The 23696-nt window shown below is 71.1% G+C and carries 20 protein-coding genes; 15 read left to right on the top strand and 5 right to left on the bottom strand.

The genetic code is table 11. From position 1 onward, the window contains the following. The first annotated feature begins 55 nt into the window (after positions 1-55). The 3 genes from ABZS54_RS23545 to ABZS54_RS23555 are packed head-to-tail and all read left to right on the top strand — an operon-like array spanning position 56 to position 3648. Complete coding sequence (locus tag ABZS54_RS23545) at positions 56-1423, top strand: glutamine synthetase family protein (protein ID WP_355539373.1); 1368 nt, start codon at positions 56-58, stop codon at positions 1421-1423. Positions 1424-1434: 11 nt separating this feature from the next. Beyond that, positions 1435-2862 carry an aldehyde dehydrogenase family protein gene (locus ABZS54_RS23550; protein ID WP_355539376.1) on the top strand — a complete coding sequence of 476 codons (1428 nt, stop codon included), beginning with the start codon at positions 1435-1437 and terminating at the stop codon, positions 2860-2862. Next, the gene (locus ABZS54_RS23555) at positions 2863-3648 is read left to right on the top strand and encodes a 3-oxoacyl-ACP reductase (protein WP_355539379.1); all 786 of its coding nucleotides are present in this window, start codon (positions 2863-2865) and stop codon (positions 3646-3648) included. Between the two features lie 176 nt (positions 3649-3824). Here ABZS54_RS23555 and ABZS54_RS23560 read toward each other — a convergent pair whose 3' ends face one another. Both ABZS54_RS23560 and ABZS54_RS23565 read right to left on the bottom strand, forming a co-directional pair. Further along, the gene (locus ABZS54_RS23560) at positions 3825-4550 is read right to left on the bottom strand and encodes an SDR family oxidoreductase (protein WP_355539382.1); all 726 of its coding nucleotides are present in this window, start codon (positions 4548-4550) and stop codon (positions 3825-3827) included. Between the two features lie 243 nt (positions 4551-4793). Then, positions 4794-5471, bottom strand: coding sequence for a transglycosylase family protein (locus ABZS54_RS23565; RefSeq protein WP_355539384.1), 678 nt, complete (start codon positions 5469-5471; stop codon positions 4794-4796). An 809-nt stretch (positions 5472-6280) separates the two neighbouring features. Here ABZS54_RS23565 and ABZS54_RS23570 point away from each other — a divergent pair. Continuing rightward, entirely contained in the window at positions 6281-6661 is a 381-nt protein-coding gene (locus tag ABZS54_RS23570; RefSeq protein ID WP_355539432.1) for a RidA family protein, read from the top strand. A gap of 266 nt (positions 6662-6927) precedes the next feature. Further along, positions 6928-7746, top strand: a complete 819-nt coding sequence (locus tag ABZS54_RS23575) for an SAM-dependent methyltransferase (RefSeq protein WP_355539387.1) — start codon at positions 6928-6930, stop codon at positions 7744-7746. Positions 7747-7915: 169 nt separating this feature from the next. Here ABZS54_RS23575 and ABZS54_RS23580 read toward each other — a convergent pair whose 3' ends face one another. Next, positions 7916-8917, bottom strand: a complete 1002-nt coding sequence (locus ABZS54_RS23580) for a LacI family DNA-binding transcriptional regulator (protein ID WP_355539390.1) — start codon at positions 8915-8917, stop codon at positions 7916-7918. 597 nt (positions 8918-9514) lie between these two features. Between ABZS54_RS23580 and ABZS54_RS23585 the strand changes: the two genes are divergently transcribed. The 9 genes from ABZS54_RS23585 (at position 9515) to iolD (ending at position 19483) form a co-directional block, all read left to right on the top strand. Next, positions 9515-10555, top strand: coding sequence for a Gfo/Idh/MocA family oxidoreductase (locus tag ABZS54_RS23585; protein WP_355539393.1), 1041 nt, complete (start codon positions 9515-9517; stop codon positions 10553-10555). Next, positions 10555-11559, top strand: a complete 1005-nt coding sequence (locus ABZS54_RS23590) for a TIM barrel protein (RefSeq protein WP_355539396.1) — start codon at positions 10555-10557, stop codon at positions 11557-11559. Before ABZS54_RS23585 ends, ABZS54_RS23590 begins: the two co-directional genes overlap by 1 nt. Before the next feature lie 211 nt (positions 11560-11770). Next, entirely contained in the window at positions 11771-12766 is a 996-nt protein-coding gene (locus tag ABZS54_RS23595) for a sugar ABC transporter substrate-binding protein (protein WP_355539399.1), read from the top strand. Then, positions 12763-13881 (top strand): ABC transporter permease, encoded by a 1119-nt coding sequence (locus ABZS54_RS23600; protein ID WP_355539402.1) that lies wholly within the window; start codon positions 12763-12765, stop codon positions 13879-13881. Before ABZS54_RS23595 ends, ABZS54_RS23600 begins: the two co-directional genes overlap by 4 nt. After that, on the top strand, positions 13878-14768 hold the full coding sequence (locus tag ABZS54_RS23605; protein ID WP_355539405.1) for an ATP-binding cassette domain-containing protein: 891 nt from the start codon (positions 13878-13880) through the stop codon (positions 14766-14768). Before ABZS54_RS23600 ends, ABZS54_RS23605 begins: the two co-directional genes overlap by 4 nt. Next, positions 14765-15772 carry a 5-dehydro-2-deoxygluconokinase gene (gene iolC / locus ABZS54_RS23610; protein ID WP_355539408.1) on the top strand — a complete coding sequence of 336 codons (1008 nt, stop codon included), beginning with the start codon at positions 14765-14767 and terminating at the stop codon, positions 15770-15772. Before ABZS54_RS23605 ends, iolC begins: the two co-directional genes overlap by 4 nt. Then, positions 15769-16686 (top strand): aldolase, encoded by a 918-nt coding sequence (locus ABZS54_RS23615; RefSeq protein WP_355539411.1) that lies wholly within the window; start codon positions 15769-15771, stop codon positions 16684-16686. Before iolC ends, ABZS54_RS23615 begins: the two co-directional genes overlap by 4 nt. Next, entirely contained in the window at positions 16683-17585 is a 903-nt protein-coding gene (iolB, locus tag ABZS54_RS23620) for a 5-deoxy-glucuronate isomerase (RefSeq protein ID WP_355539414.1), read from the top strand. Before ABZS54_RS23615 ends, iolB begins: the two co-directional genes overlap by 4 nt. Continuing rightward, entirely contained in the window at positions 17582-19483 is a 1902-nt protein-coding gene (iolD, locus tag ABZS54_RS23625) for a 3D-(3,5/4)-trihydroxycyclohexane-1,2-dione acylhydrolase (decyclizing) (RefSeq protein WP_355539417.1), read from the top strand. Before iolB ends, iolD begins: the two co-directional genes overlap by 4 nt. A 75-nt stretch (positions 19484-19558) precedes the next feature. Here the strand turns inward: iolD and ABZS54_RS23630 are convergent, their stop codons facing one another. Together ABZS54_RS23630 and ABZS54_RS23635 are read right to left on the bottom strand one after the other, a co-directional pair. Further along, the gene (locus ABZS54_RS23630; protein WP_355539420.1) at positions 19559-20386 is read right to left on the bottom strand and encodes an inositol monophosphatase family protein; all 828 of its coding nucleotides are present in this window, start codon (positions 20384-20386) and stop codon (positions 19559-19561) included. Positions 20387-20660: 274 nt separating this feature from the next. Then, positions 20661-21503, bottom strand: coding sequence for a hypothetical protein (locus tag ABZS54_RS23635; protein ID WP_355539423.1), 843 nt, complete (start codon positions 21501-21503; stop codon positions 20661-20663). 580 nt (positions 21504-22083) lie between these two features. On the opposite strand from ABZS54_RS23635, the gene dnaK reads away from it, so the two are divergent. Next, positions 22084-23696, top strand: a 1613-nt coding sequence (gene dnaK, locus ABZS54_RS23640; protein WP_355539426.1) for a molecular chaperone DnaK, incomplete at its 3' end; no start/stop codon positions are given.

Raw genomic sequence — 23696 nt, forward strand, 5'->3', positions numbered from 1 at the left:
AATGGTTCGCGGCCATACCTTATGGCTTCCGGTTGGACCGACAGGAGGCATTCCCTTGGCAGACCGAACGCCCCCGCTGTCCGTCGACGAGCTGCGCGCACTCGTCGACACCGGGGAGATCGACACGGTAGTCCTGGCCTTCACCGACATGCAGGGCAGGCTGCAGGGCAAGCGCTTCGCCGCCCGCTTCTTCCTGGACGACACGCTCGCCCACGGCACCGAGGGCTGCAACTACCTCCTCGCCGTGGACACCGACATGAACACGGTGGACGGCTACGCGATGTCGTCCTGGGAACGCGGCTACGGTGACTTCGTGATGCGCCCCGACCTGGCCACCCTGCGTCGCACCCCCTGGCATCCGGGCACCGCGCAGGTGAACGCGGACCTGCTGTGGCACGACGGCTCCTCGGTCGCGGCTTCGCCCCGACAGATCCTGCGCCGCCAACTCGACCGGCTCGCCGAGCACGGCTGGACCGCGTACGCGGGCACCGAACTGGAGTTCATCCTCTTCAAGGACACCTATGAGGCCGGCTGGGACCGCGCCTACCGCGGCATGACGCCCGCCAACCAGTACAACGTCGACTACTCCGTGCTGGGCACCGGCCGAGTGGAACCGCTGCTGCGCCGGATCCGCAACGAGATGGGCGCGGCCGGGATGACGGTGGAGTCGGCGAAGGGCGAGTGCAACCTCGGCCAGCACGAGATCGCCTTCCGTTACGACGACGCGCTGACCACATGTGACCAGCACACCGTCTACAAGACCGGGGCCAAGGAGATCGCCGCGCAGGAGGGCATGTCGCTCACCTTCATGGCCAAGTACGACGAGCGCGAGGGCAACTCGTGCCACATCCACCTGTCCCTGCGCGACACCGACGGCCGGCCGGTGCTGGCCGACGACAGCGGTCCGTACGGAATGTCGAAGACGATGCGGCACTTCCTGGCCGGCCAACTCGCCGCGATGCGCGAGTTCACGCTCCTATACGCGCCCAACATCAACTCCTACAAGCGCTTTCGGCCCGGCTCCTTCGCGCCGACCGCGGTCGCCTGGGGCCCGGACAACCGCACCTGTGCGCTGCGGGTGATCGGACACGGCCACTCGCATCGCTTCGAGAACCGCCTCCCCGGCGGCGACGTGAACCCCTATCTCGCGGTCGCCGCCATGATCGCGGCCGGCCTGTACGGGATCGAGCACGAACTCGAACCCGGCGACGCCTGCACGGGCAACGCCTACGCCGGCGACGCGCCGCACGTGCCCGGCACGCTGCGCGAGGCCGCCGAGCTGTGGGCCTCCTCGACCATCGCCGAGCACGCCTTCGGCGCCGAGGTGGTGGCCCACTACCTGCACATGGCGCAGGTCGAGCAGGACGCGTACGACACGGCAGTCACCGACTGGGAGCGCTTCCGCTCCTTCGAGCGCATGTGAGGATCAAAGCGTTGTCCCAGCAGCACGAACAACACGAGCGACCGGACCCGGACGGCTCGCACGAGCACGACATCCTCGACCCCGCCACCGAGGAGATCATCGCGAGCGTCCCGGCGAGTTCCACGCACGACGTCGACGCGGCGGTGGCCCGGGCCACCCGCGCCGCCGCGCAGTGGGCGGCGCGTGCCCCCGGCGACCGGGCCCGCATCCTGCGCCGCTTCGCCGTCGTCGTGGACGAGCACCTGGAGGAACTCGCCCACTTGGAGGTGCGCGAGGCCGGGCACCCGATCGGCAATGCCCGCTGGGAGGCGGGCAACGTCCGCGACCTGCTGGACTATGCCGCCGGCGGGGTCGAGCGGCTGAACGGCCGGCAGATCCCGGTGGCCGGCGGCCTGGACATCACCTTCCACGAACCGCTCGGCGTGGTCGCGGTGATCGCCCCCTGGAACTTCCCGATGCCGATCGCCGCGTGGGGCCTGGCGCCCGCGCTCGCGGCCGGCAACGCGGTCCTGCTCAAGCCCGCCGAGACCACCCCGCTGACCGCGCTGCGCCTGGCCGAACTGGGCCTGGCCGCGGGGCTGCCCGCGGGCCTGTTCCAGGTGCTGCCGGGAGCCGGTCCCGTCGCCGGACGGGCCCTGGTGGAACACCCGGGCGTGGCCAAGGTGGTCTTCACCGGCTCCACCGCCGTGGGCAAGGACATCATGGCCAGGTGCGCCGCCGGGGTGAAGCGGGTCACCCTCGAACTGGGCGGCAAGAGCGCGAACATCGTCTTCGCCGACGCCGACATCGAGGCCGCCGCGGCCGCCGCGCCGGGCGCGTTCCTGGACAACACCGGACAGGACTGCTGCGCGCGCACCCGCATCCTGGTGCAGCGCGGCGTCTACCACCGCTTCATGGACCTGCTCGAACCGGCGGTGCGGGCCTTCCGGGTCGGCGACCCCAGGGACCCCGACACGCAGATGGGCCCGCTGATCTCCGCCGCGCATCGTGAGCGGGTGCGCTCCTACGTACCGCAGGACGCGCCCGCCGCGATCCGCGGGGAGGCGCCCACCGGCAAGGGCTTCTGGTATCCGGCGACGGTCCTCACGCCCGAGTCCGCAGAGGACCGCACGGCCGTGGAGGAGATCTTCGGCCCGGTCGCGGTGGTCCTGCCGTTCGACGACGAGGCCGACGCGATCCGCCTGGCCAACGCCACCGCGTACGGCCTCTCCGGGTCGCTGTGGACCCGGGACGTGGGTCGCGCGCTGCGCGTCTCGCGGGCGGTGCGGGCCGGGAACCTGTCCGTCAACTCGCACAGCAGCGTGCGCTACTCGACCCCCTTCGGCGGGTTCGGGCAGTCCGGGCTGGGCCGTGAGCTGGGGCCGGACGCACTGGCGGCCTTCACCGAGATCAAGAACGTGTTCATCAGCACCGAGTCCACCAGCACCGAGGAGAGTTAAGTGAGCGAGCAGACCCCCGTGTGCCGCCGCCTGGTCGGCCGTACCGCCGTCGTCACGGGAGCGGGCAGCGGTATCGGCCTGGCCTCCGCCCGCCGACTGGCCTCCGAAGGCGCGAACGTGGTGTGCGCCGACATCGACGAAGCGTCCGGCAAGGCCGCCGCCGACGAGGTCGGCGGGATCTTCGTGCAAGTCGACGTCACCGACGCCGACCAGGTCGAGGCCCTGTTCAAGACCGCGTTCGACACCTACGGGTCGGTCGACGTCGCGTTCAACAACGCGGGCATCTCGCCGCCCGACGACGACTCGATCCTGACCACCGGCCTGGACGCGTGGCGCCGGGTCCAGGAGGTCAACCTCACCTCGGTGTTCCTGTGCTGCAAGGCCGCGTTGCCGTACATGCAGCGGCAGGGCAGGGGCTCGATCATCAACACCGCGTCGTTCGTGGCGGTGATGGGCGCGGCCACCTCGCAGATCTCCTACACCGCGTCCAAGGGCGGCGTGCTCGCGATGTCGCGGGAGTTGGGCGTGCAGTTCGCCCGCGAGGGCATCCGGGTCAACGCGCTGTGCCCGGGCCCGGTGAACACCCCGCTGCTCAAGGAACTGTTCGCCAAGGACCCGGAGCGGGCGGCCCGCCGGCTCGTGCACATCCCGGTCGGCCGATTCGCCGAACCCGAGGAGCTCGCGGCTGCGGTCGCGTTCCTGGCCAGCGACGACTCGTCGTTCGTCAACGCCGCCGAGTTCCTGGTCGACGGCGGCATCGCGGGGGCGTACGTCACCCCGATGTAGCCGGTGCCGGGCCCCTCGGTGCGCCGCCGAGCCGGCCCGAAACCCTGCGGTCCGGCACACGCCGCCGTGCACGCAGGTCCCGCCGGCGGCCCGTCGTGCATCCCCTGCGCGTCGGGCCGGCGGCGGATCCGTGCGCGATCGCCGGCTCGCAGGTGGTCGGTTCGCAGGCCGCCGGCTCAGACGAGGCGGCCGCCGCCGTCCACGTGCAGGACGGTGCCGGTGACGTACGGGTTGGCGATGGCGAACAGCACCGCCCGGATCAGGTCGTCGGGCGTGCCGACCCGACGGGCCGGGTTGCGCTCCGCGACGCCGCGCAGGAACGCCTCCTTGTCGGCGCCGAGACCGTCCCACGATCCGGTGTCGACGATGCCGGGCGAGACCGCGTTGACCCGTACCGGCGCGATCTCCACCGCCAGGGCCTGAACCAGGAACGCCAAGGCACCGTTGGTGGTGGCCATCACGGTGCGCGCCGGCGCGGGGCGCCAGGCCGCCACGCCGGAGAAGAAGGTGAACGAGCCGCCCGGCTCGACCTGCGGTGCCAGGTGCTTGGCGAGCAGCAGCGGGCCGATCACCTTGGCCGCGAACGCGTCCTGGACGGCCGCGAGTTCCAGCTCGGCCAGTGGGCCGTTGGCGGGCCGCGCCGCGGTAGACACGAGGTGGTCGAAGCGCCCGACCTTCGCGGCGAGTGCGGCGATCGAGTCCTCCTCGGTGAGGTCGACCGGGACCACGTCGACCGAGCCGCCGAGTTCGCCGGCGGTCCACTCCAGCTTGCGCGGATCGGGGCCGGCCAGGATCACGTGGGCTCCGGCGGCGGATACGTCGCGGGCGAGCAGGCGGCCGGTGTGCGAGCCGGCGCCCACGACAACGATGCGGCGGTCGGCGAGCGAGGCGGATGCGGGCATGACGAAACACCTTTGCGACGGGGGTCGGATGGGTCGACCGCGGAGACTGCGCTGCTGCGCTGCGGCCGAGTCCCACCTTCGCCCCGAAGGACGCCATGAGTCCAAGTCTTGTTTTCTACCGCCGGCATGAAATCTCTTCATGACGGTCGCGCGCCCGGCGGTGAGGATCGAGTAGGCCGGGGTTCGCCGAGTAGGCGGGGAGGTCGGGGCCGGCCCCGACCTCCCCGTGCGCCGTGCGCCCGGTCAGCGCAGCGACAGGCGTTGACCGGGGCTGATCAGGTCGGGGTCGGGGCCCACCGTCGCCTGGTTCTTGGCGTAGAGGGCCGGCCAGCCGCCCGGGATCTGGTGCGTGGCGGCGATGCCGGACAGGGTGTCGCCGGGCTGGACGAGAATCTCGTCGGCGTCGGCGGGCGGCAAGGTTGGTTCGGCGGAGGATGCGGGTTCCTCCCGGGGGCCGGAGGCGGATGGAGCGGACGCGGCGGACTTTCGGGTATGGACGGGTCGCTCGGCCTCGGAGCGTTCGGCGCGCCGGGCAGGGCCGGCACCGGCCAGGCCGGCCTTGCGTCCGCAGACGGGCCAGGCGCCCGCTCCCTGCGATCGCAGTACGTTCTCGGCGACGCGGATCTGCTCCGCCTTGGACGCGTCCCGGGCCCGGCCCTTGCCGCCGTGAGCTTTCCACGTGCGCTCATTGAACTGCAGTCCACCCTGGTAGCCGTTGCCGGTGTCGGTGGCCCAATTGCCGCCGCTCTCGCAGCGTGCGACCCGGTCCCAGGTGGCGTCGTCCGCAGCCTGGGCCTGGGCCAGGGCCGCGAAGCCCACGAGTGAGGTCGCGACGACACCGACCACGGCCGAGTCGCGCAGGCGGCGTAGGCCGCCGGCTCGGCGTGATTCGTCACGGTGCGAAGTGCTGTGAGAAAGCATGGATTCCCTTCGGAATTCCCCCTGTGGGGCTCGACCGGCAGCGATCCGAAAGGAATCCGTTCCGGCCATCCGAATCGCCCGGATGCTTGTGACGAGCGTTTCGATGCCTCCACCTCGCGACCGGGTCGCGAGTTCGACCGTGACTGCACGGCGAAAAACCGGGGGTGCGGTCTGCACTTGGCGCAGACGGTAGACAACCCGTGTCGCCGATATCAACGACCGATTACGTTTCCGCAGGCCACGACGGCATTTCGCGCGAGTGTCGTGGCAGGGTGCAGGCTTTCCCATGGATTGGCGGATACGCTGTTCCGACGCCGTTCGGTGGGCGACTATACGGGTGATTCCGGTGGGCCGCAGGAGTTCCGGACGCAGCCGACCGCTCACCTTCGAGGTTGCCGATCCGGCTGCGGAGCAGGGGTTTCGATGGAGCAGATTCTGCCACAGGCCGAACAATGCGGGCCGCTCCGATAAACCTCGACGGGCGTCCGGAAGATTTCCTTGTGGCGGCGGCCGAGCCTTTCCGGGAAGTGATTCGTGCAGCCGGTACCCTCCGCGCGCGATCGGCGATTCCGCGAGATCGACGACCGTCGATTTCGTGTCGACGAAGTGCAGTTAATAGTATTAATACACTGGAATCGTGAGGTTCTCGGGCGCGGTCCGGGTCGGAAGCTGTTCAGTGCGTGCTGCCGGGGCGAATGCCGAGCCGGATATGCGTTGTCGGCATGACAGCCGTGCGCAACATGCGTTGGTGCCATGGGTTTCGGGTGGGCAAGGATCACCGCATGACGACGAATCGACGACTTGTGCGAATGTGCTCTCCCGTCGGTGTGGCGCCCGCGCGGGGCTACAGTCAAGTGGTGACCGGTCCTGGTCGGCTGGTGGTGGTCTCCGGGCAGCCGGCGACCGACGAGTATGACGAACCGGTCGACCCGGGGGACCCGGACACTCAGGCGCGGCAGGTGTTCGCGAACCTCGGGCGATGCCTGGCGGCGGCGGGAGCGACGTTCGACGACGTCGTGAAGCTCACCCACTTCACCACCGACATCGGATACCTGGCGAGTATCGGTGCGGCCTGGGACGAGTTTGTCGACCCTCGGCACGAACCGGCCAGTGTGGCGGTACAGGTGCGCGCGCTGTCGCGGCCCGAATACCTCCTGGAGGTCGAGGCGTTGGCACTGGTCGCGCCGTAGGGCCACCGAGCATGGCACGGCGTTGCCGGCCTGCGGTGCCGGCTTCGGGGGCTGTCACGAAGTGGCTTGGAATGTGCGGTGATTGGCCGACCCCTCAGGTTGCGGATGCTTCTCATCAACGTCATCGGTTGTCGGCCGGCGCTGTCGAAGCGGATGCTTCGTTTACCGATTTCCCTTCCATACACAGGAGTTCCGCATGGATGTGAGTCGCCGTCGATAGGATCGGCGCGGCAGTGGGGACGCCGCTTGGTGACCGAGGGGGATCTGTGAGTGAACGGGACGAGAACGGGCGGGAGTGGGTCGAGCGCGGGGTGGACGTGAGTGTGCCGAGCATCGCGCGCGTCTACGACGCGGCACTCGGCGGCAAGGACAACTTCGCCGTCGACCGGGCCGTGGCCGACGAGTTGATCAGAGCCGTGCCCGGGGCCCGAGAGGGCGCGTTGGCGAATCGGGCGATTCTCTCGCGGGGGGTTCGCTTCCTGGTCGAGCAGGGGATCGACCAGTTCATCGACCTGGGTTCGGGGTTACCGTCGGCGGAGAACACGCATCAGGTCGCCCAGCGGCACAACCCGGGGGCGTCGGTGGTCTACGTCGACATCGACCCGATCGTGCTCGCCCACGGACGGGCGCTGTTGGCGGAGAACTCCCGGACCCGCGTGGTCACCGCCGACGCGCGTGACCCGAAGGCGGTGCTCGCGCTCCCGGCCGTGCGCGAACTCATCGACTTCGACCGACCGGTGGGCCTGTTGATGGTCGCGATAGTGCATCACCTGGAGGACGACGAGGACCCGGCCGGCATCGTCCGGACCTATCTGGACGCGCTTCCGTCCGGAAGCTACCTGTTCCTGACCCACTTCTGGGCCAACGGCACCCCGGAGGCCGCGGTGATCGAGAAGGTGCTGCACGGCGCGCACAACACCGGACGCTTCCGTTCACGGGAGGAGATCGCGGGCTTCTTCGACGGCCTTGATCCGGTCGAACCGGGCCTGGTGAACCTGCCGTTGTGGCGCCCGGAGGAGAGGGTGCCGGACCCGCTGCCGGTGTCCGGCACGCTGCTGCTGGGCGGCATCGCCCGCAAGCCGTAGTCGGGTCGCCCCGGAGGCGGCGGTCGAGACCGGGCCGCCGCCGCCGTCGTCGCCCCGGCTCGGCATCGCCCGCCCGAATCCCGGGTCCAGGCGTGGCAACCGGCCCCGGCGTCAGGGAGGTTCGGCGTCGTCCGGGGGAGACCGGCTCGCACCGGCCGGCCGCGGAGTGCTACTTCCTCGGGGGCGCGGTGCTGGTGCGGATCACCAGTTCCGGGTGCAGCAGGTGGCGGGCGGCCCTGGTGCGTTCGCCGCGCAGCTGTTGGAGGAGGGTTTCGGTGGCCAGCCGGCCCATCTGCTCCCGCGGCTGATTGATCGTGGTCAGGCCGATGTGCCGCAGTCCGGCCAGGTGGGTGTTGTCATAGCCGACCACGGAGACGTCCCCGGGCACCCGCACGCCGGATGCGGACAGTTCGCCGATGATGCCGACCGCGTTGAAGTCGTTGGCCGCGACGATGCCCGTCGGGAGGGTGCCGCGGTCCAGCAGCGCCCGCGCGGCCCGGGCGCCGCCCGTGTCGGTGTACTCGCTCGGCACGACGGACAGGTGGCGGCTCAACGCCAGGCGGATCATGGCCTGTTCGTAGCCGCGGCGGCGAACCGCGGCCTGCGAGCCCGCGCCACCGTCCACGTGCACGATGTCGCGGTGGCCGAGCGCGGCCAGGTGCTCGACGGCCAGCGCCGATCCGGTGGCGCCGTCGTCGTTGACGGTGTCCACGCGGGCGGCACGTACGCTGCGCGCCACCAACACGGTGGGCACCTGGGCGGCGGCATCCTCGATCGCGGAGGTCTCCACCACCGGGCCGAGCAGGATCAGGCCTGCGGGGTGGAACTGGAGCAGGCGTTCCAGGCTGCGGCGTTCGTGCGCCGGCCGGCGGCCGCCGGTGCCCAGGATGATGTCCATGCCGCAAGCGTGCGCGGCGGCCTCGACGCCGTCGACCACCTCGGCGAAGTACGGGTTGTGCAGATCGGAAATCATCACACCCAGCGTGCTGCTGCTGCCGGTGGCCAGGGTACGGGCGTTGAGGTTGGGGCGGTAGCCCAACTCTCGGGCGGCGGCCAGGACGGCCTGTCGGCGGACCTCGCTGACCTTGGGCGAGTCACGCATCACCAGCGACACGAGCGAGCGGGAAACCCCGGCGCGGGCGGCGACGTCTTCGAGGGTGGGACCGGACACTGATGCTCACCTTTCTCCCGATGTGGAGCCGGCGGACGGGTTGTCGGGGTATCGCGGTGTCCCGACGACCGGCAACCTGCCGACCCCGAGGTTCGACGTCCACCGATTCGACGCCTTCGACCATCCGGCGAGCCCGCGACCCGCACAACCGCGACCCCGCCCCACCCGATGCCGCAGCGCCGCCCCGCACGATCGGCCCTCCGGCGACGCCGGAGATCCCGGCGATCCGACGGCCGACGGCCGCGCAACGAAGATTACACGCTTGGAGCGCTCCATTGAATGGAGCGCTCCAACCGACAGTGGCTCGGAGCACCGAACGGTCCGACGAATGGCTGTATTGCCCATCGGCTCGGGTGTGTCGCCGACGCTGAGCGAAGGTTACGAGTGACCCTTGACACGCTCGGACGGCGAGCATCAGGCTTGGGGCGTTCCCGGATTGGAGCGCTCCAAATGATGGAGCGCTCCAATCCGGAGGTGCTTCGACCACGGCAGTCGAACGGGAAGCCGTCGAAGCCCCGTTGCCCACCTGCCCGGTCACTCAGTTGCCCACTTGCCCACTTACCCACATGCCCAGTTGCCCACCTGTCCACTGGAGAAATGAACCTGATGCGTATCGGAGTCGCAGGCGTGGGGCGGATCGGCGCGATGCACGCGCGGAACCTCACGAGCCTGGAGACGGTCGACGAACTGGTCCTGTTCGACCCGCAACCCGGCCGGGCGGACGCCCTCGCGAAAGAACTCGGCGCCGAGGCGGTCGACGACCCGGAGACCCTGCTCGGCACGGTCGACGGCGTCGTGGTGGCGACCCCCACCGACACCCACCCGCAGATGGTGCGGCGGACCGTGGCCGCCGGCGTACCGACGCTGTGCGAGAAGCCGATCGCCTCGGACATCGCCGCGATGATCGCCCTGATCGCGGAGGTGGAGGCGAGCGGCGTCCCGGTCCTGGTCGGCTTCCAGCGCCGATTCGACCCGGCCGTGGTCGAGTTGAAGCGCCGTCTCGACGCCGGCGAGATGGGTAGGCCCTATCTGGTCCGTGCGGTCGGCCAGGACGCCGCACCGCCGGACTTCGGCTACCTGCCCGCGTCCGGCGGGATCTTCCGCGACCTGCTCATCCACGACCTGGACGCGGTGCCGTGGCTGCTCGGCGAACCGGTCGTCGAGGTGTTCGCGAGCGGATCGGTGCTGGTGGACGAGGCGTTCGCGAAGGCGGACGACGTGGACAACGCGGTCGTGCTGCTGCGCTTCGCGAGCGGGGCACACGCGGTGCTCACCGGTGGGCGGCACGACCCGGCGGGGTACGACCACCGGATCGAGGTGCTCGGCTCGGCCCAGTCGCTCACGGTGGGCCTGGACCCCCGGACGCCGTTGACCTCGCTGGAGGAGGACGGCCCGCAGGCCGGCCCCGATGCCTATCCCGGTTTCCCGGAACGATTCGCCCGCGCCTACGGCAACGAGATGCGGGTGTTCGTCGAGGTGGTCGCCGGGCGGGTGGCCAATCCGTCCCCGGTCCGCGACTCGCTGGCCAGTCTGGTGCTGGCGGACGCCTGCGAGCGGTCGCGCCGCGAGGGCCGGCCGATCGAGCCGGCGGACGTACTCGGCGCGGCGAGCGCGGCGCCGGCCACGGAGGTGGCCTGATGAGCAGGCCGGTCTCCTCGGCGACGTCCGGCACCCCGACCACGCCCGCCACCGCGACCACGCCGACTGCCGCTCACCCGCCGGTCACCCCGACGCCCGCAGCCGCCTTCGCCACGTCGGCCGTTTCGCGCTCGTCGGACCTGCGGCTTGCCGGTGCGCCGATCTCCTGGGGGGTGTGCGAGGTACCCGGTTGGGGCCCGATGCTGCCGGTGGACACGGTGCTCGGCGAGATGGCCGATCTCGGGCTGACCGCCACCGAGTTGGGGCCGCCCGGCTACCTTCCGGACGATCCCGCCGTGCTCAAGGGTGTGTTGGCGGGGCACGGCCTGACTCTGGTCGGCTCGTTCGCCGCACTCGTGCTGCACGAGCGGGACCGGGTCGCGCAGTCGGCCGCGGCGGCGGAACGCACCGCCGCGTTGATCGCCGCCGCCGGTGGCGAGGTGCTCGTGCTGGCCGCCGCCACCGGCCTGGACGGCTACGACACTCGACCCGAACTCTGCGACGCGCAATGGCGATGCCTGATCGAAGCGGCCGACGATATCGCGCGGATCGCCCGGGGATACGGCCTGCGAACCACCCTGCACCCGCACGTGGGCACGCACGTGGAGACCTCGGCGGAGGTCGAGCGCTTTCTCGGTGACAGCACCCTGCCGCTGTGCCTGGACACCGGCCACCTGCTGATCGGCGGGACCGACCCGCTGGACCTGGTCCGCAGGCACCCCGACCGGATCGGGCACGTGCACCTCAAGGACGTGCACGCCCGGCTCGCCGCACTGGTGCGGTCCGGTCTGCTGACCTACGCCGACGCCGTCGGGCAGGGCATCTACCGCCCGCTCGGCGACGGCGACGTCCCGGTCGCCGAGATAGTGGCCACCCTGCGGGCGGCCGGCTACCGCGACTGGTACGTGCTGGAACAGGACACCCGGCTGACCGACGACCCGGTCGACGCGGACCTGCCCCGCCACAACACCGCGCGCAGTCTGGCGCACCTGCGCGGCAACTGAAGCCGACGCCCGTGCGCGCTCGACGAGTCGGTGCGCCCTTGCCGGCCGCCCGGCCGGGTACGACATCGATATCGGGCCGCGCGCCCGTACCGCCGACCGCCGCTCGCCCGTACCGCCGCCCCTCGCCCACCCATCGACGAGGATCCGCACCGTTGCGGATCCATTCCCGACCCGACCCGTTCGTCCCGACCGTCCTGACGAGGAGTATTCGATGCCCCGACGTTCCCTCGGACTCGCCGCCGCCCTAGGTGTATCCGCGCTCGTCCTCGCCGCATGCAGCAGCCCATCGGGTTCCGGACCGGATGCCAAGAACACCCCCAAGGGCGCTCCGACCGCCGCGGCCAAGGGCAACAACACCGTGGCCGTGATCACGCACGGCTCGGCCGGGGACGCGTTCTGGAGCGTCGTGCAGAACGGCGCGCAGGACGCGGGCAAGAAGCTGGGCGTGGACGTCCAGTACCAGGGCAACGGCGACCCGGCCGGGCAGGCCCGGTTGATCGACAACGCGGTCACCCAGGGTGTGGGCGGCATCGTGGTCTCGATGGCCAACCCGGACGCGCTGGCGAATTCGATCAAGGCGGCCACCGCCAAGGGCATTCCGGTGATCACCATCAACTCGGGGCAGAGCAAATCCACCGAGTTCGGCGCGATCGCGCACGTCGGCCAGGACGAGTCGATCGCCGGCGAGGCGGCCGGCGCCAAGCTCAAGCAGGCCGGCCGTACCAAGATGTTGTGCGTCATCCACGAGGCGGGCAACATCGGCCTGAACCAGCGATGCGACGGCGCCAAGGCCGGTTTCGGCGGCCAGACCCAGACGCTCCAGGTGGACATCGGCAACCCCACCGACATCCAGGCCCGCATTCGCGGGGCGCTCCAGTCGGACTCCTCGATCGACGCCGTGCTCGCGCTCAACCCGCAGGTGGCCGCGGTCGCGGTGGGCGCCGTGGGCGATGCCAACTCCAAGGCGCAGATCGCCACCTTCGACCTGAACCCGGACGTGGTCACCGGGATCAAGGACGGCAAGATCGTCTTCGCTGTCGACCAGCAGCAGTACCTCCAGGGCTACCTGCCGGTGATGATGATCAAGCTCTACCGGGACAACGCCAACACGGTCGGCGGCGGCAAGCCCGTACTGACCGGGCCCGGCTTCGTCGACAAGAGCAACGTCGGCGCGGTGGCCGAGTACGCGCAGCGGGGCACCAGATGAGCACGAGTCCCTCGACGCCCTCGGTGCCCACCGAGGTGGCCGGCGGCGCGGATCGTGCCGCGGCCCCGGCCGGCATCGGTGCCGTCGAGCCCGGGCCGGACGAACGGGTCGCGCCCGCCCGGCTCGTGCACCGGCTGCTGATCCGCCCGGAACTGGGCTCGCTGATCGGCGCCGTGCTGGTCATGTGCTTCTTCGCGATCGTCGCGGACGGCTTCCTCACCGCGTCCGGAGCGGCGACCTGGCTGGACGACTCGGCCACCCTGGGCATCATGGCAGTGGCCGTGGCACTGCTGATGATCGGCGGGGAGTTCGACCTGTCCGCCGGTGTGATGACCGCCTCGACCGCGCTGATCACGGCGATGCTGGCGACCAGGGCCGGTTGGTCGGTATGGCCCGCACTCGCGGTGTCGCTGGTGTTCGCACTCGCGGTCGGCGCGCTCAACGGCTGGCTCGTGGTGCGTACCGGACTGCCCAGCTTCATCATCACGCTGGGCACGTTCCTGGCGCTCCAAGGCCTCAACCTCGGGGTCACCCGGCATGTGACGAACAGCGTGCAGGTCAGCGGGATGCGCTCGACCGACGGCTACGAGTCCGCCGGCCGGTTCTTCGCCTCGACCATGGCGATCGCCGGCACCGAGATCCAGGTCTCGGTGCTGTGGTGGCTGGTGCTGGCCGCGCTGGCGACCTGGCTGCTCGCGCGGACCCGTTTCGGCAACTGGATCTACGCCGTCGGCGGCGCGCCGGTCAGCGCGCGCAACGTCGGCGTCCCGGTGGACCGCACCAAGATCGTGTTGTTCATGACCACCGCCGGCGCCGGCTGGCTGGTCGGCTCGATCAACATCCTGCGCTACACCTCGGTCCAGGCCAATCAGGGCATCGGCCTGGAATTCCAGTACATCATCGCCGCGGTGATCGGCGGTTGCCTGCTCACCGGCGGCTACGGCTCGGCGATCGGCGCCGCGGTGGGCGCGCTGATCTTCGGCATGGCCCGCCAGGGCATCGTCTACGCGAAGTGGAACAGCGACTGGTTCCAGCTCTTCCTCGGCGTGATGCTGCTGGCGGCCGTCCTGGTCAACAACTCCTTCCGGCGCCGCGCGGAGAGGTCCCGTCGATGACGAATCCAGCAACTCGGCCGCCGGCCGGTGAACCGACCACCGTCGAGAGCGCCGCCGGCGCGGAGGCGGGCGCCACGACGGCCGGTGCGAGCGGTTCCGGCACCGGCGCACACCTGCTCGAACTGCGCGGCGTCGGCAAGCGGTTCGGCAGCGTGATCGCCCTGGACGACGTCTCCACGTCGGTCGACGCCGGCGAGGTGACGTGCGTTCTGGGCGACAACGGCGCGGGCAAGTCGACCTTCATCAAGATCCTGGCGGGCGTGCACACCAACGACAGCGGCGCCTACCTGGTCGAGGGCACGCCGGTGCGCTTCTCCTCGCCCCGACAGGCCCTGGACCGGGGCATCGCCACGGTCTACCAGGACCTGGCCGTGGTGCCGCTGATGAGCGTGTGGCGCAACTTCTTCCTCGGCTCCGAACCGCGCAAGGGTCGCGGCCCGTTCTCCCGACTGGACATCGCGAAGGCGCGCGGCACCGCGCGGCGGGCCCTGTCGGACATGGGCATCGACCTGCGCGACGTCGAACAGCCGGTGGGCACGCTCTCCGGCGGCGAGCGTCAGTGCGTGGCGATCGCCCGGGCCGTGCACTTCGGCGCCAAGGTACTGATCCTGGACGAGCCGACCGCCGCGCTCGGCGTCAAGCAGGCCGGCGTCGTACTCCGCTACATCGCGCGGGCCCGCGACCGGGGCCTGGGCGTCGTGTTCATCACCCACAACCCGCACCACGCCTACCCGGTGGGAGACCGCTTCCTGCTGCTCAACCGGGGCCGCAGCCAGGGTTGCTTCGGCAAATCCGAGATCACCCTGGCCGAACTCACCCGGCAGATGGCCGGCGGCGCCGAACTTGAGGCACTCGCCCACGAGTTGGACGCGGAGGCCAAAACATGACGGCGCCCGTGTCGGAGCGGGCCGACGGTGCTCGGCCCACCCGCGGCCCGGCCCTCGACGTGCTGACCGTCGGGCGCGTCGGCGTGGACCTCTATCCGCAACAGAGCGGCGTGCCGCTCGATCGGGTCGAGACCTTCGCCAGGTCGCTGGGCGGCACCGCCACCAACGTGGCGGTGGCCGCCGCCCGGCTGGGCCGACGCTCCGCGGTGCTGACCAAGGTCGGCGCCGACCCGTTCGGCACCTACGTCCGCACCGCGCTGGCCGACTTCGGCGTGGACCCGACGTGGGTGGCCACACACCAACGACTGCTCACCCCCGTGGTCTTCTGCGCGCTCGATCCGCCCGAGGACCCGCCGCTGCTGTTCTACCGGCTCCCGGTGGCCCCCGACCTCACGCTCACCGACGAGGACGTGCCGTGGGAACTGGTCCGCGAGGTACCGGTGTTGTGGGTGACCGGCACCGGGGTGAGCACCGAGCCCTCACGCGGCACCCATCGGCGGATGCTCGCCGTGCGGGGCCGACGTGCGCACACCGTGCTCGACCTCGACTACCGCCCGATGTTCTGGCCCGATCCGGCCGTCGCGACCCGACACATCGGCGAACTCGTCGACGAGGCCACCGTCGTGGTGGGCAACCGGGCCGAGGTCGCGATCGCGGTCGGCACCGCGGATCCGGACGAGGCAGCGCGCCGACTGCTCGACCGCGGCGTGCGCCTGGTCCTGGTCAAGAAGGGCGGCGAAGGCGTCCTGGTGGCCACGCCCGAAGGCAGCATCACGGTCGCCCCCCGCCGGGTCGACGCGGTGTGCGGGCTCGGCGCCGGCGACGCCTTCGGCGGGGCCCTCGTGCACGGCCTGCTCGCCGGCTGGGATCCGGTACGCGTCGCCGAATACGCCAACGCCGCCGGGGCGCTGGTCGCCGCCCGACTCGCGTGCGCCGATGCGATGCCCACCGACGCGGAAATCGAGAACCTGATGAACCACCCGATGCTGGAGAACCGAACGTGATCAGCGACCGCGACTGGACCAACCTGCTGGCGACCCGGGCGAACCGGCCCCACGCGGTACGCGCCGCGTACGCCGAGCGCCGGCGCCGGCCGCGCCTGCTCTCCGCGCACGGCACCCTCTTCCTGGTCGCCGCCGACCACCCCGGGCGCGGCTCACTCGGGGTGGGCACGGACCCGCTCGCCATGGCCGACCGACGCGACCTGCTCGGCCGACTGGTCGACGCCCTCGAACACCCGGACGTGGACGGAGTCCTGGGCACCCCCGACGTGATCGAGGAACTGCTGCTCCTGGGCGTGCTGGAGGACAAGGTGGTGATCGGCTCGATGAACCGGGGCGGCCTGGCGGGCGCGTCCTGGGAGATAGACGACCGCTTCACCGGCTACGACGCGGACGCGATCCGCCGATACCGGCTCGACGGCGGCAAGATGCTGCTGCGCATCGTCGACGAGGACGCGGGCACGATACCCACTCTGCAGGGCTGCGCCCGCGCGGTGAGCGAACTGGCCGAGCACGGGATCCGGGCGATGATCGAGCCGCTGCCCTACCGGCGCGACACCTCCGGGCGGCTGGTCCTCGATCGCGGCACCGCCGCCAACGTGCGCGCGGTGACCATCGCCTCGGCACTGGGCAGCACCTCCGCCTACACGTGGCTCAAGCTGCCCGCCACCGAGGAGCCGGACCGGGTGGCCGGCGCAACCACTCTGCCGACCGTCGTACTGGGCGGCGTGCCCTCGGTCGACCCGCAGGCCGACCTGTCCTCGTGGGGGCGCGCCCTGGCCCAACCGGCCGTACGCGGCCTGGTGGTGGGCCGGGCACTGCTGTATCCGGCGGACGGCGACGTGCGCGGCGCGGTAGCCGCCGCCGCGCGGGTGCTGCGCGCCGCGAACCCGCGAGCGATCGAGGTGATCACGTGAACGACCCGACCCTGTTCCACCCCTGGGGGACCGCCACCGGCGCCGAGGACCCGCTGCTGATCACCCCCGAACTCGCCGGCTGGCACTACAGCGGCCTGCGGGTGATCCACCTGCCCCCGGGCGGCCGGCGGGACCTGGCGACCGGAGACCACGAGGTCGCGGTGATCCCGCTGGCCGGTTCCGCGACCGTGCAGACCGAGGGCCGTCGATTCGAACTCGCGGGCCGCGAGAGCGTGTTCACCGCCGTATCGGACTTCGCGTACGTGCCGCGCGACGCCGAACTGCGGCTGTCCGGCGAGCACGGCTGCCAACTCGCGCTCGCTTCGGCCCGAGCGACCCGGCGGCTGGACCCGGCGTACGGCCCGGCGGCCGGCGTGCCGGTCGAGGTGCGCGGCGCAGGACGCGCGACCCGACAGGCGAACAACCTGATGACCCCCGACGCCTTCGAGGCGGACAAGCTGATCGTCTGCGAGATCCTCACCCCGGACGGCAACTGGTCCTCCCACCCGCCGCACAAGCACGACACGGCGAGCGCCCACGAGAGCGTCAACGAGGAGATCTACTTCTTCCGAGTGGCCGGCCGGGACGGCCGCACCCCCGACCGGACCGGCTTCGGCCTGCATCGCACCTACACCACCGACGGCGCGATCGACGAGACGGTGACCGTCCGCGACGGCGACGTCTTCCTCGTTCCGCGCGGCTACCACGGCCCCTGCGTGGCCACCCCCGGACACCACCTCTACTACCTCAACGTAATGGCCGGCCCCGCCGACGAGCGGGCGATGCTCGCCTGTGACGACCCCGCCCACCACTGGGTACGGGAGAGCTGGGCCGACCAGACACCCGACCCCAGGTGCCCGATGACCCCGCTGCCGGCGTCGGATGGAGGAAACCGATGAGCACGCCGACACCCGCGACACCCGCCACGCCCGGTGCGACCGTGCGGCTGACCACCGCCCAGGCCCTGGTGCGCTGGCTGGTGGCCCAGGAGAGCGAACTCCTCGACGGCCGCCGGGCCCGGCTGTTCCCCGGCGTGTTCGCCATCTTCGGACACGGCAACGTGCTCGGCCTGGGCGACGCGTTGCACGAGGCCGGCGAGGCGATGCCGGTCTGGCGCGGCCAGAACGAACAGGGCATGGCACTGGCCGCGGTCGGCTACGCCCGGGCCACCGAGCGCCGCCAGGTGCTCACGGCCACCTCCTCGATCGGGCCCGGCGCGCTGAACATGGTCACCGCCGCCGGCGTCGCGCACGCCAACCGGCTGCCGCTGCTCCTGCTGGTCGGCGACACCTTCGCGAGTCGCGCCCCGGATCCGGTGCTCCAGCAGGTCGAGCACTTCCACGACCCGAGCACGAGCGTCAACGACGCCTTCCGCGCGGTCAGCCGCTACTGGGACCGGATCACCCGCCCGGAACAGCTGATCGCCACCCTCCCGCACGTGGCCCGGGTGCTGACCGACCCGGCCGACTGCGGGCCGGTCACGCTCGCGCTGCCGCAGGACGTCCAGGCGGAGGCGTACGACTTCCCGGTGAGCCTGTTCGCGCCGCGCCTGCACCGGCCGCTTCGCCCACGCGCCGACCTGAGCGAACTCGCGGACGCGGCGGCACTGTTGCGCGGCGCGAAGCGGCCGCTGCTGGTGGTGGGCGGCGGCGTGCGCTACTCCGGCGCGGCGCGGGAGGTGTTGCGGGTGGCCCAGGCACACGGTGTCCCGTTCGCCGAGACGGTCGCCGGGCGCACCCTGCTCCCGCACGACCACCCGCTGCACGCCGGGCCGATCGGGGTGACCGGCAGCGCCTCGGCCAACGCGCTCGCCGCCGACGCCGATGTGATCCTGGCCGTCGGCACCCGCCTACAGGACTTCACCACCGCGTCGTGGAGCGTGTTCGCCGCCGACGCACGCCTGGTGTCGATCAATACGGCCCGGTTCGACGCGGTCAAGCGGCACGCCGCACCGGTGACCGCGGACGCCCGCGAGGCGCTGCGCGAACTCGGACCGCTGCTGGGCCAATGGCGAGCGGACCCGGCGTGGACCACGCGGGCCGAGGGTGAACGGCGGGCCTGGGACGGGGTGGTCGATCGGCTGCGCGAGGTGGGCGAGCCGGCCGCGCCGCCGACGTACGCTCAGGTCGTGGGCGTGGTCAACACCGTCGCCGGGCCCGACGACTACGTGCTCACCGCCGCCGGCGGGCTGCCCGGCGAACTGGTCGGCGGCTGGCGGGCCCGCAGCCCGATCGGCGCGGCGACGATGGACGTCGAGTACGGATTCTCCTGTATGGGCTACGAGATCGCGGGCGCGTGGGGAGCGGCGATGGCGCGACCGACCGGAGTGGTCACCACCCTGCTGGGCGACGGCTCCTATCTGATGCTCAACTCCGAGCTGTACTCGGCGGTTCTGTCCGGACACCGGTTCGTCGCGGTGGTCTGCGACAACGGGGGATACGCGGTGATCGCCCGACTCCAGGAGGGGCAGGGCGCGGCACCGTTCAACAACATGATCGCCGACTGTCGGGGTCCCGGCGCCGCCGCGGATCACCGGGTCGACTTCGCCGCACACGCCGCGGCGTTGGGCGCCGAGGTGTTCACCGCAAAGACCGTCGAGGAATTGGCGAAGGCGTACACGGCGGCCCGGGCGGCCCGCCGGCCGGCCGTGGTGGTCGTGCGCACCCGGCCCGATCGGTGGACCGAGGCCGGCGCGTGGTGGGAGGTGGGCGTGCCCGAGGTGTCGGCGCGGCCCGAGGTGACCGCGGCACGCGAGCGCATGGACCTGGCCCGGGCCGAGCGGGTACGCGGGAGCTGAGGCAGGCGTGGGCCCGTGAGCGGTGCTCGACGACCGGTCGCGGGCCCGTGCCGCCTCGCCTGCGGCCCGCTGCGGTCAGGCCGCGATCGGCCGGGAGGGCAGCCCGGCGCCGGCCCTGGCCTGGGCGAACGAACGCAGCAGCCGGTCGTGGATGGCGCCGTTGGAGGCCACCAATTCGCCGTCTCCGGGCTTCCAGTCCGCTCCCTCGAACGTGGTGGCCCGACCGCCGGCCTCGCGCACCAGGATCGCGCCGGGTGCCCAGTCCCACGGGCCGCAGCGCTGCTCCCAGTACGCGTCCAGGCGACCGGCCGCCACCCAGGACAGATCGATGCCGGCGCAGCCCAGCCGGCGCACGTCGCGGGTGTCGTTGACCACGGACAGGAACTCGGCCAGATTGTTGTCCGGATCGGTGGCTCGGGACGGCGGGAAGCCGGTGGCGATCACACTGCGACCCAGCGTGCGGGTGTCGGACACGTGCAGGCGCTTGCGACCCTCGTAGGCGCCGCGGCCGGCCTCGGCCCAGTAGGTCCGGCGCCGGGTCGCGTCGGCAACCACGCCGAGCGCGAGTTTCTCGCCGTCCCAGAACGCGATCGCGCACGCGTAGTGCGGCAGCCCGTGGGCGAAGTTGGTGGTGCCGTCGAGCGGATCCACGAACCAGGTGGGCCGGCGCAGATCCAACTCGGCCAACCCGCCGCCCTCTTCGCCGACCACCGCGTCCTGTGGGTAGTGGCTGCCCAGCCAGGCCCGGACCAGTTTCTCCACCCGCAGGTCGGTCGCGGTGACCAGGTCCGCGGTGGAGGACTTGAGCCGGATCCGCCGGGGGCGCCCGGCGCGGCGAATGGTCTGGGCGGCTTCTCGGGCGACGCGCAGGGCCGCGAGCGTACGGGGAAGGGGAAAGACCACGGTGTCGCTCCTTGCCTACGGCGGTCGATGAGACCGATGTCCGATCGATCGGGAGCCGAGGCCGACCCACGCGATCGGCTCGCGGCCTTCGCCCCACGCGAAAGCCGTCCCTGGGGCGTGTCTTCGGTCCCGCGTCGGGGTGCTCGGCGGGGGATCGAAGACACGTCCGGCATCGGGTCGCCGTCGTGCAATAGATTGCCCCTGCATTATGTCGAGGCCGGCCGCCGTCCACCAGCAGGTTGGCCGCGGGCCCCGAACACCGGGTCGGCGGCGGTCAGCTCGTCGTGGTGGGTTGGTAGTTGCGGAAGTTGACCCACAGGCGCGAGGGCGCCACGTCCAGGGTGTGCATGACCGTGCCGTCGGCGGTGGGCAGGAAGGCCAGCCCCTCCGCCTCGGTGCCGGAGGGCAGGTCGCGGTCGAGCACGTCGGCGACGGCGCCGGTGTCCGGGTCGATTCGGTAGATCGACTTCAGGTCGTTGTCGGCGGACGCGTAGAGCTTGCCCTGGTGGATCTTGGCGCCCTGGATGCGGCCCACCGTCGTGCTCAGCGGCACCTGTTTGACGAACGACAGATCGGCCAGGCTGAACACGTTGAGCGCGGTGGTGTTGCTCCACTCGGCGGTGTAGACGTATCCGCGTGCGGGGTCGACCGCCACCCACGGCACGCCCTGGGTGTGCAGGTTTTGCGGGAGTTCGTACGCGGTGCCGGTGAACTCCAGGGTCTGCGCGTCGAACAGTGCGATGAACGGATGGCGATACCCGCTGCCGTCCTCGATCGGGGCGTAGATCCTCCCATCGTGGTAGTCGATGTCGCCGATGTGGTTGCCGCCCAGGTCGGCGATCCGCTTGGGGATCGCGAACGGCTTGTCGATGATCCTCGAACCGTCGAGGGTGGTGCGCTGGAGGCCGTTCTGCCAGGAGAAGAACCACGTCTGCCCGTCGGTGGCGACGCCCTGGGAGCGTTGCAGGGCGTCCAGGAACAGGAAGGTCTTGCCGGACGTCTGCCTCCACTCGCCGGCCGCAAGTGCGGGCGAGGTGGTCAGGGCGACGGCCAGGACGGCGCCGCACACGGTGTTGACCGTGGCGGTGGCGGCTCGGCACGCGGAACGTCGACGCATCAGGAATCAACCTCCGGCTCGGGCGCGACCACGTGGGCATCCGCCGTCGTGGTCACGGGAGTTGCGGGTCGTGGACAGACAACCGGTCGAACACGAGCGCCACCAGCAGACCGCCTCGAAGGGCCCGTTGCCAAGCCGAATCCGGTGAACGATCCACGACCCTCGCCCGACGCGCGGACCACCGACCCGCAGCGGGGAACCGCCCCGGGGCATGCGGCCGACGCATGCGAAAGGTGACGGCGTGATCACTCGATGGGCGCACGCGTCCCGATGACTCCCTCGCGGCCGGTGAACGGCCCCGGACGTGCCGGTGCGGCGGAACCGGGGACGGGGAGGCATCGCCGGCAACCGGCCGTGCGGGTGTGGTCACCGTTGGTGGAGCGGGAGCGGTGATTGGCATGGTTGCGGTTGACATGGGGGTGTGTGGGTCATATTCCGGAGGTAGTACCCGCACGGCCGCTAGGTACGAGAGCCTCGGTGGCGGGTCCTTGGTTCGGGGGCGGCCGCGGTGCCGGTGGTGCCGGGGCGCGGACACGGGATCGGCCACCGAAGCGCTCGACGTTCGACGAGGAGCGTCGTCATGGCACGTCCGGTCGGTATCGATCTCGGCACGACCAATTCGGTGGTCGCGATTCTGGAAGGCGGTGAACCCACCGTCATCGCGAACGCGGAAGGGGCGCGGACGACCCCGTCGGTGGTCGCGTTCGCGAAGAACGGCGAGGTGCTGGTCGGCGAGGTGGCCAAGCGCCAGGCGGTGACCAATGTCGAGCGCACCGCACGATCGGTGAAGCGGCACATGGGCGACAACTCGTGGCACTTTCCCGACGCCGGTGACATCGACGGCAAGCGGTACACGGCGCAGGAGATCGCCGCCCGGGTCCTACAGAAGCTCAAGCGCGACGCCGAGGCGTACCTGGGCGAGAAGGTCACCGACGCGGTCGTCACAGTGCCGGCGTACTTCGACGACGCCCAGCGGCAGGCCACCAAGGAGGCGGGCGAGATCGCCGGACTCCAGGTGCTGCGCATCGTCAACGAGCCCACGGCGGCGGCGCTGGCGTACGGCCTGGACAAGGTGCGCGATCAGATGATCCTGGTGTTCGACCTGGGCGGTGGCACGTTCGACGTGTCGCTGTTGGAGATCGGCGAGGGCGTCGTGGAGGTCAAGGCGACGCACGGCGACACCCATCTGGGCGGCGACGACTGGGATCAGCGGGTGATGGACCACCTGGTCAAGCAGTTCAAGAACGGTCACGGCGTGGACCTGTCCAAGGACAAGATGGCTCTCCAGCGCCTGCGCGAGGCGGCGGAGAAGGCCAAGGTGGAGCTGTCGAGCGCGACCGAGACCTCGATCAACCTGCCCTACATCACGGCCTCCGCCGAGGGCCCGCTGCACCTGGACGAGAAGCTCACCCGCGCCCAGTTCCAGCAGTTGACGGTCGATCTGCTCGAACGCTGCCGCGGGCCGTTCCACGCCGCGATCGAGGACGCCGGCGTCTCGGTCGCGGGCGTCGACCAGGTGGTGCTGGTGGGCGGTTCGACCCGGATGCCGGCCGTCACCGAACTCGTCCGCGAGCTCACCGGCGGCAAGGAGCCGAACAAGGGCGTCAACCCGGACGAGGTCGTCGCCGTCGGCGCCGCGCTCCAGGCCGGTGTGCTCAAGGGTGAGGTCAAGGACGTCCTGCTGCTGGACGTGACGCCGCTGTCTCTGGGTATCGAGACCAAGGGCGGCATCATGACCAAGCTGATCGAGCGCAACACCACGATCCCGACCAAGCGTTCGGAGATCTTCACCACGGCCGAGGACAACCAGCCGTCGGTGCAGATCCAGGTGTTCCAGGGCGAGCGCGAGATCGCCGCCTACAACAAGAAGCTCGGCATGTTCGAGCTGACCGGCCTGCCGCCGGCCCCGCGCGGGCTGCCGCAGATCGAGGTCACCTTCGACATCGACGCCAACGGCATCGTGCACGTGTCCGCGAAGGACCTGGGCACGGGCAAGGAGCAGTCGATGACCATCACCGGCGGCTCCGGCCTGCCGAAGGACGACATCGACCGGATGATGCGCGAGGCGGAGGCGCACGCGGAGGAGGACCACCAGCGTCGCGAGGCCGCGGAGACCCGCAACCAGGCCGAGCAACTGGTGTACACCACCGAGAAGTTCATCAAGGACAACGGCGACAAGGTCCCGGCCGACGT

The sequence above is a fragment of the Embleya sp. NPDC005575 genome (genome assembly GCF_040605455.1).
Lineage (GTDB): Bacteria > Actinomycetota > Actinomycetes > Streptomycetales > Streptomycetaceae > Embleya.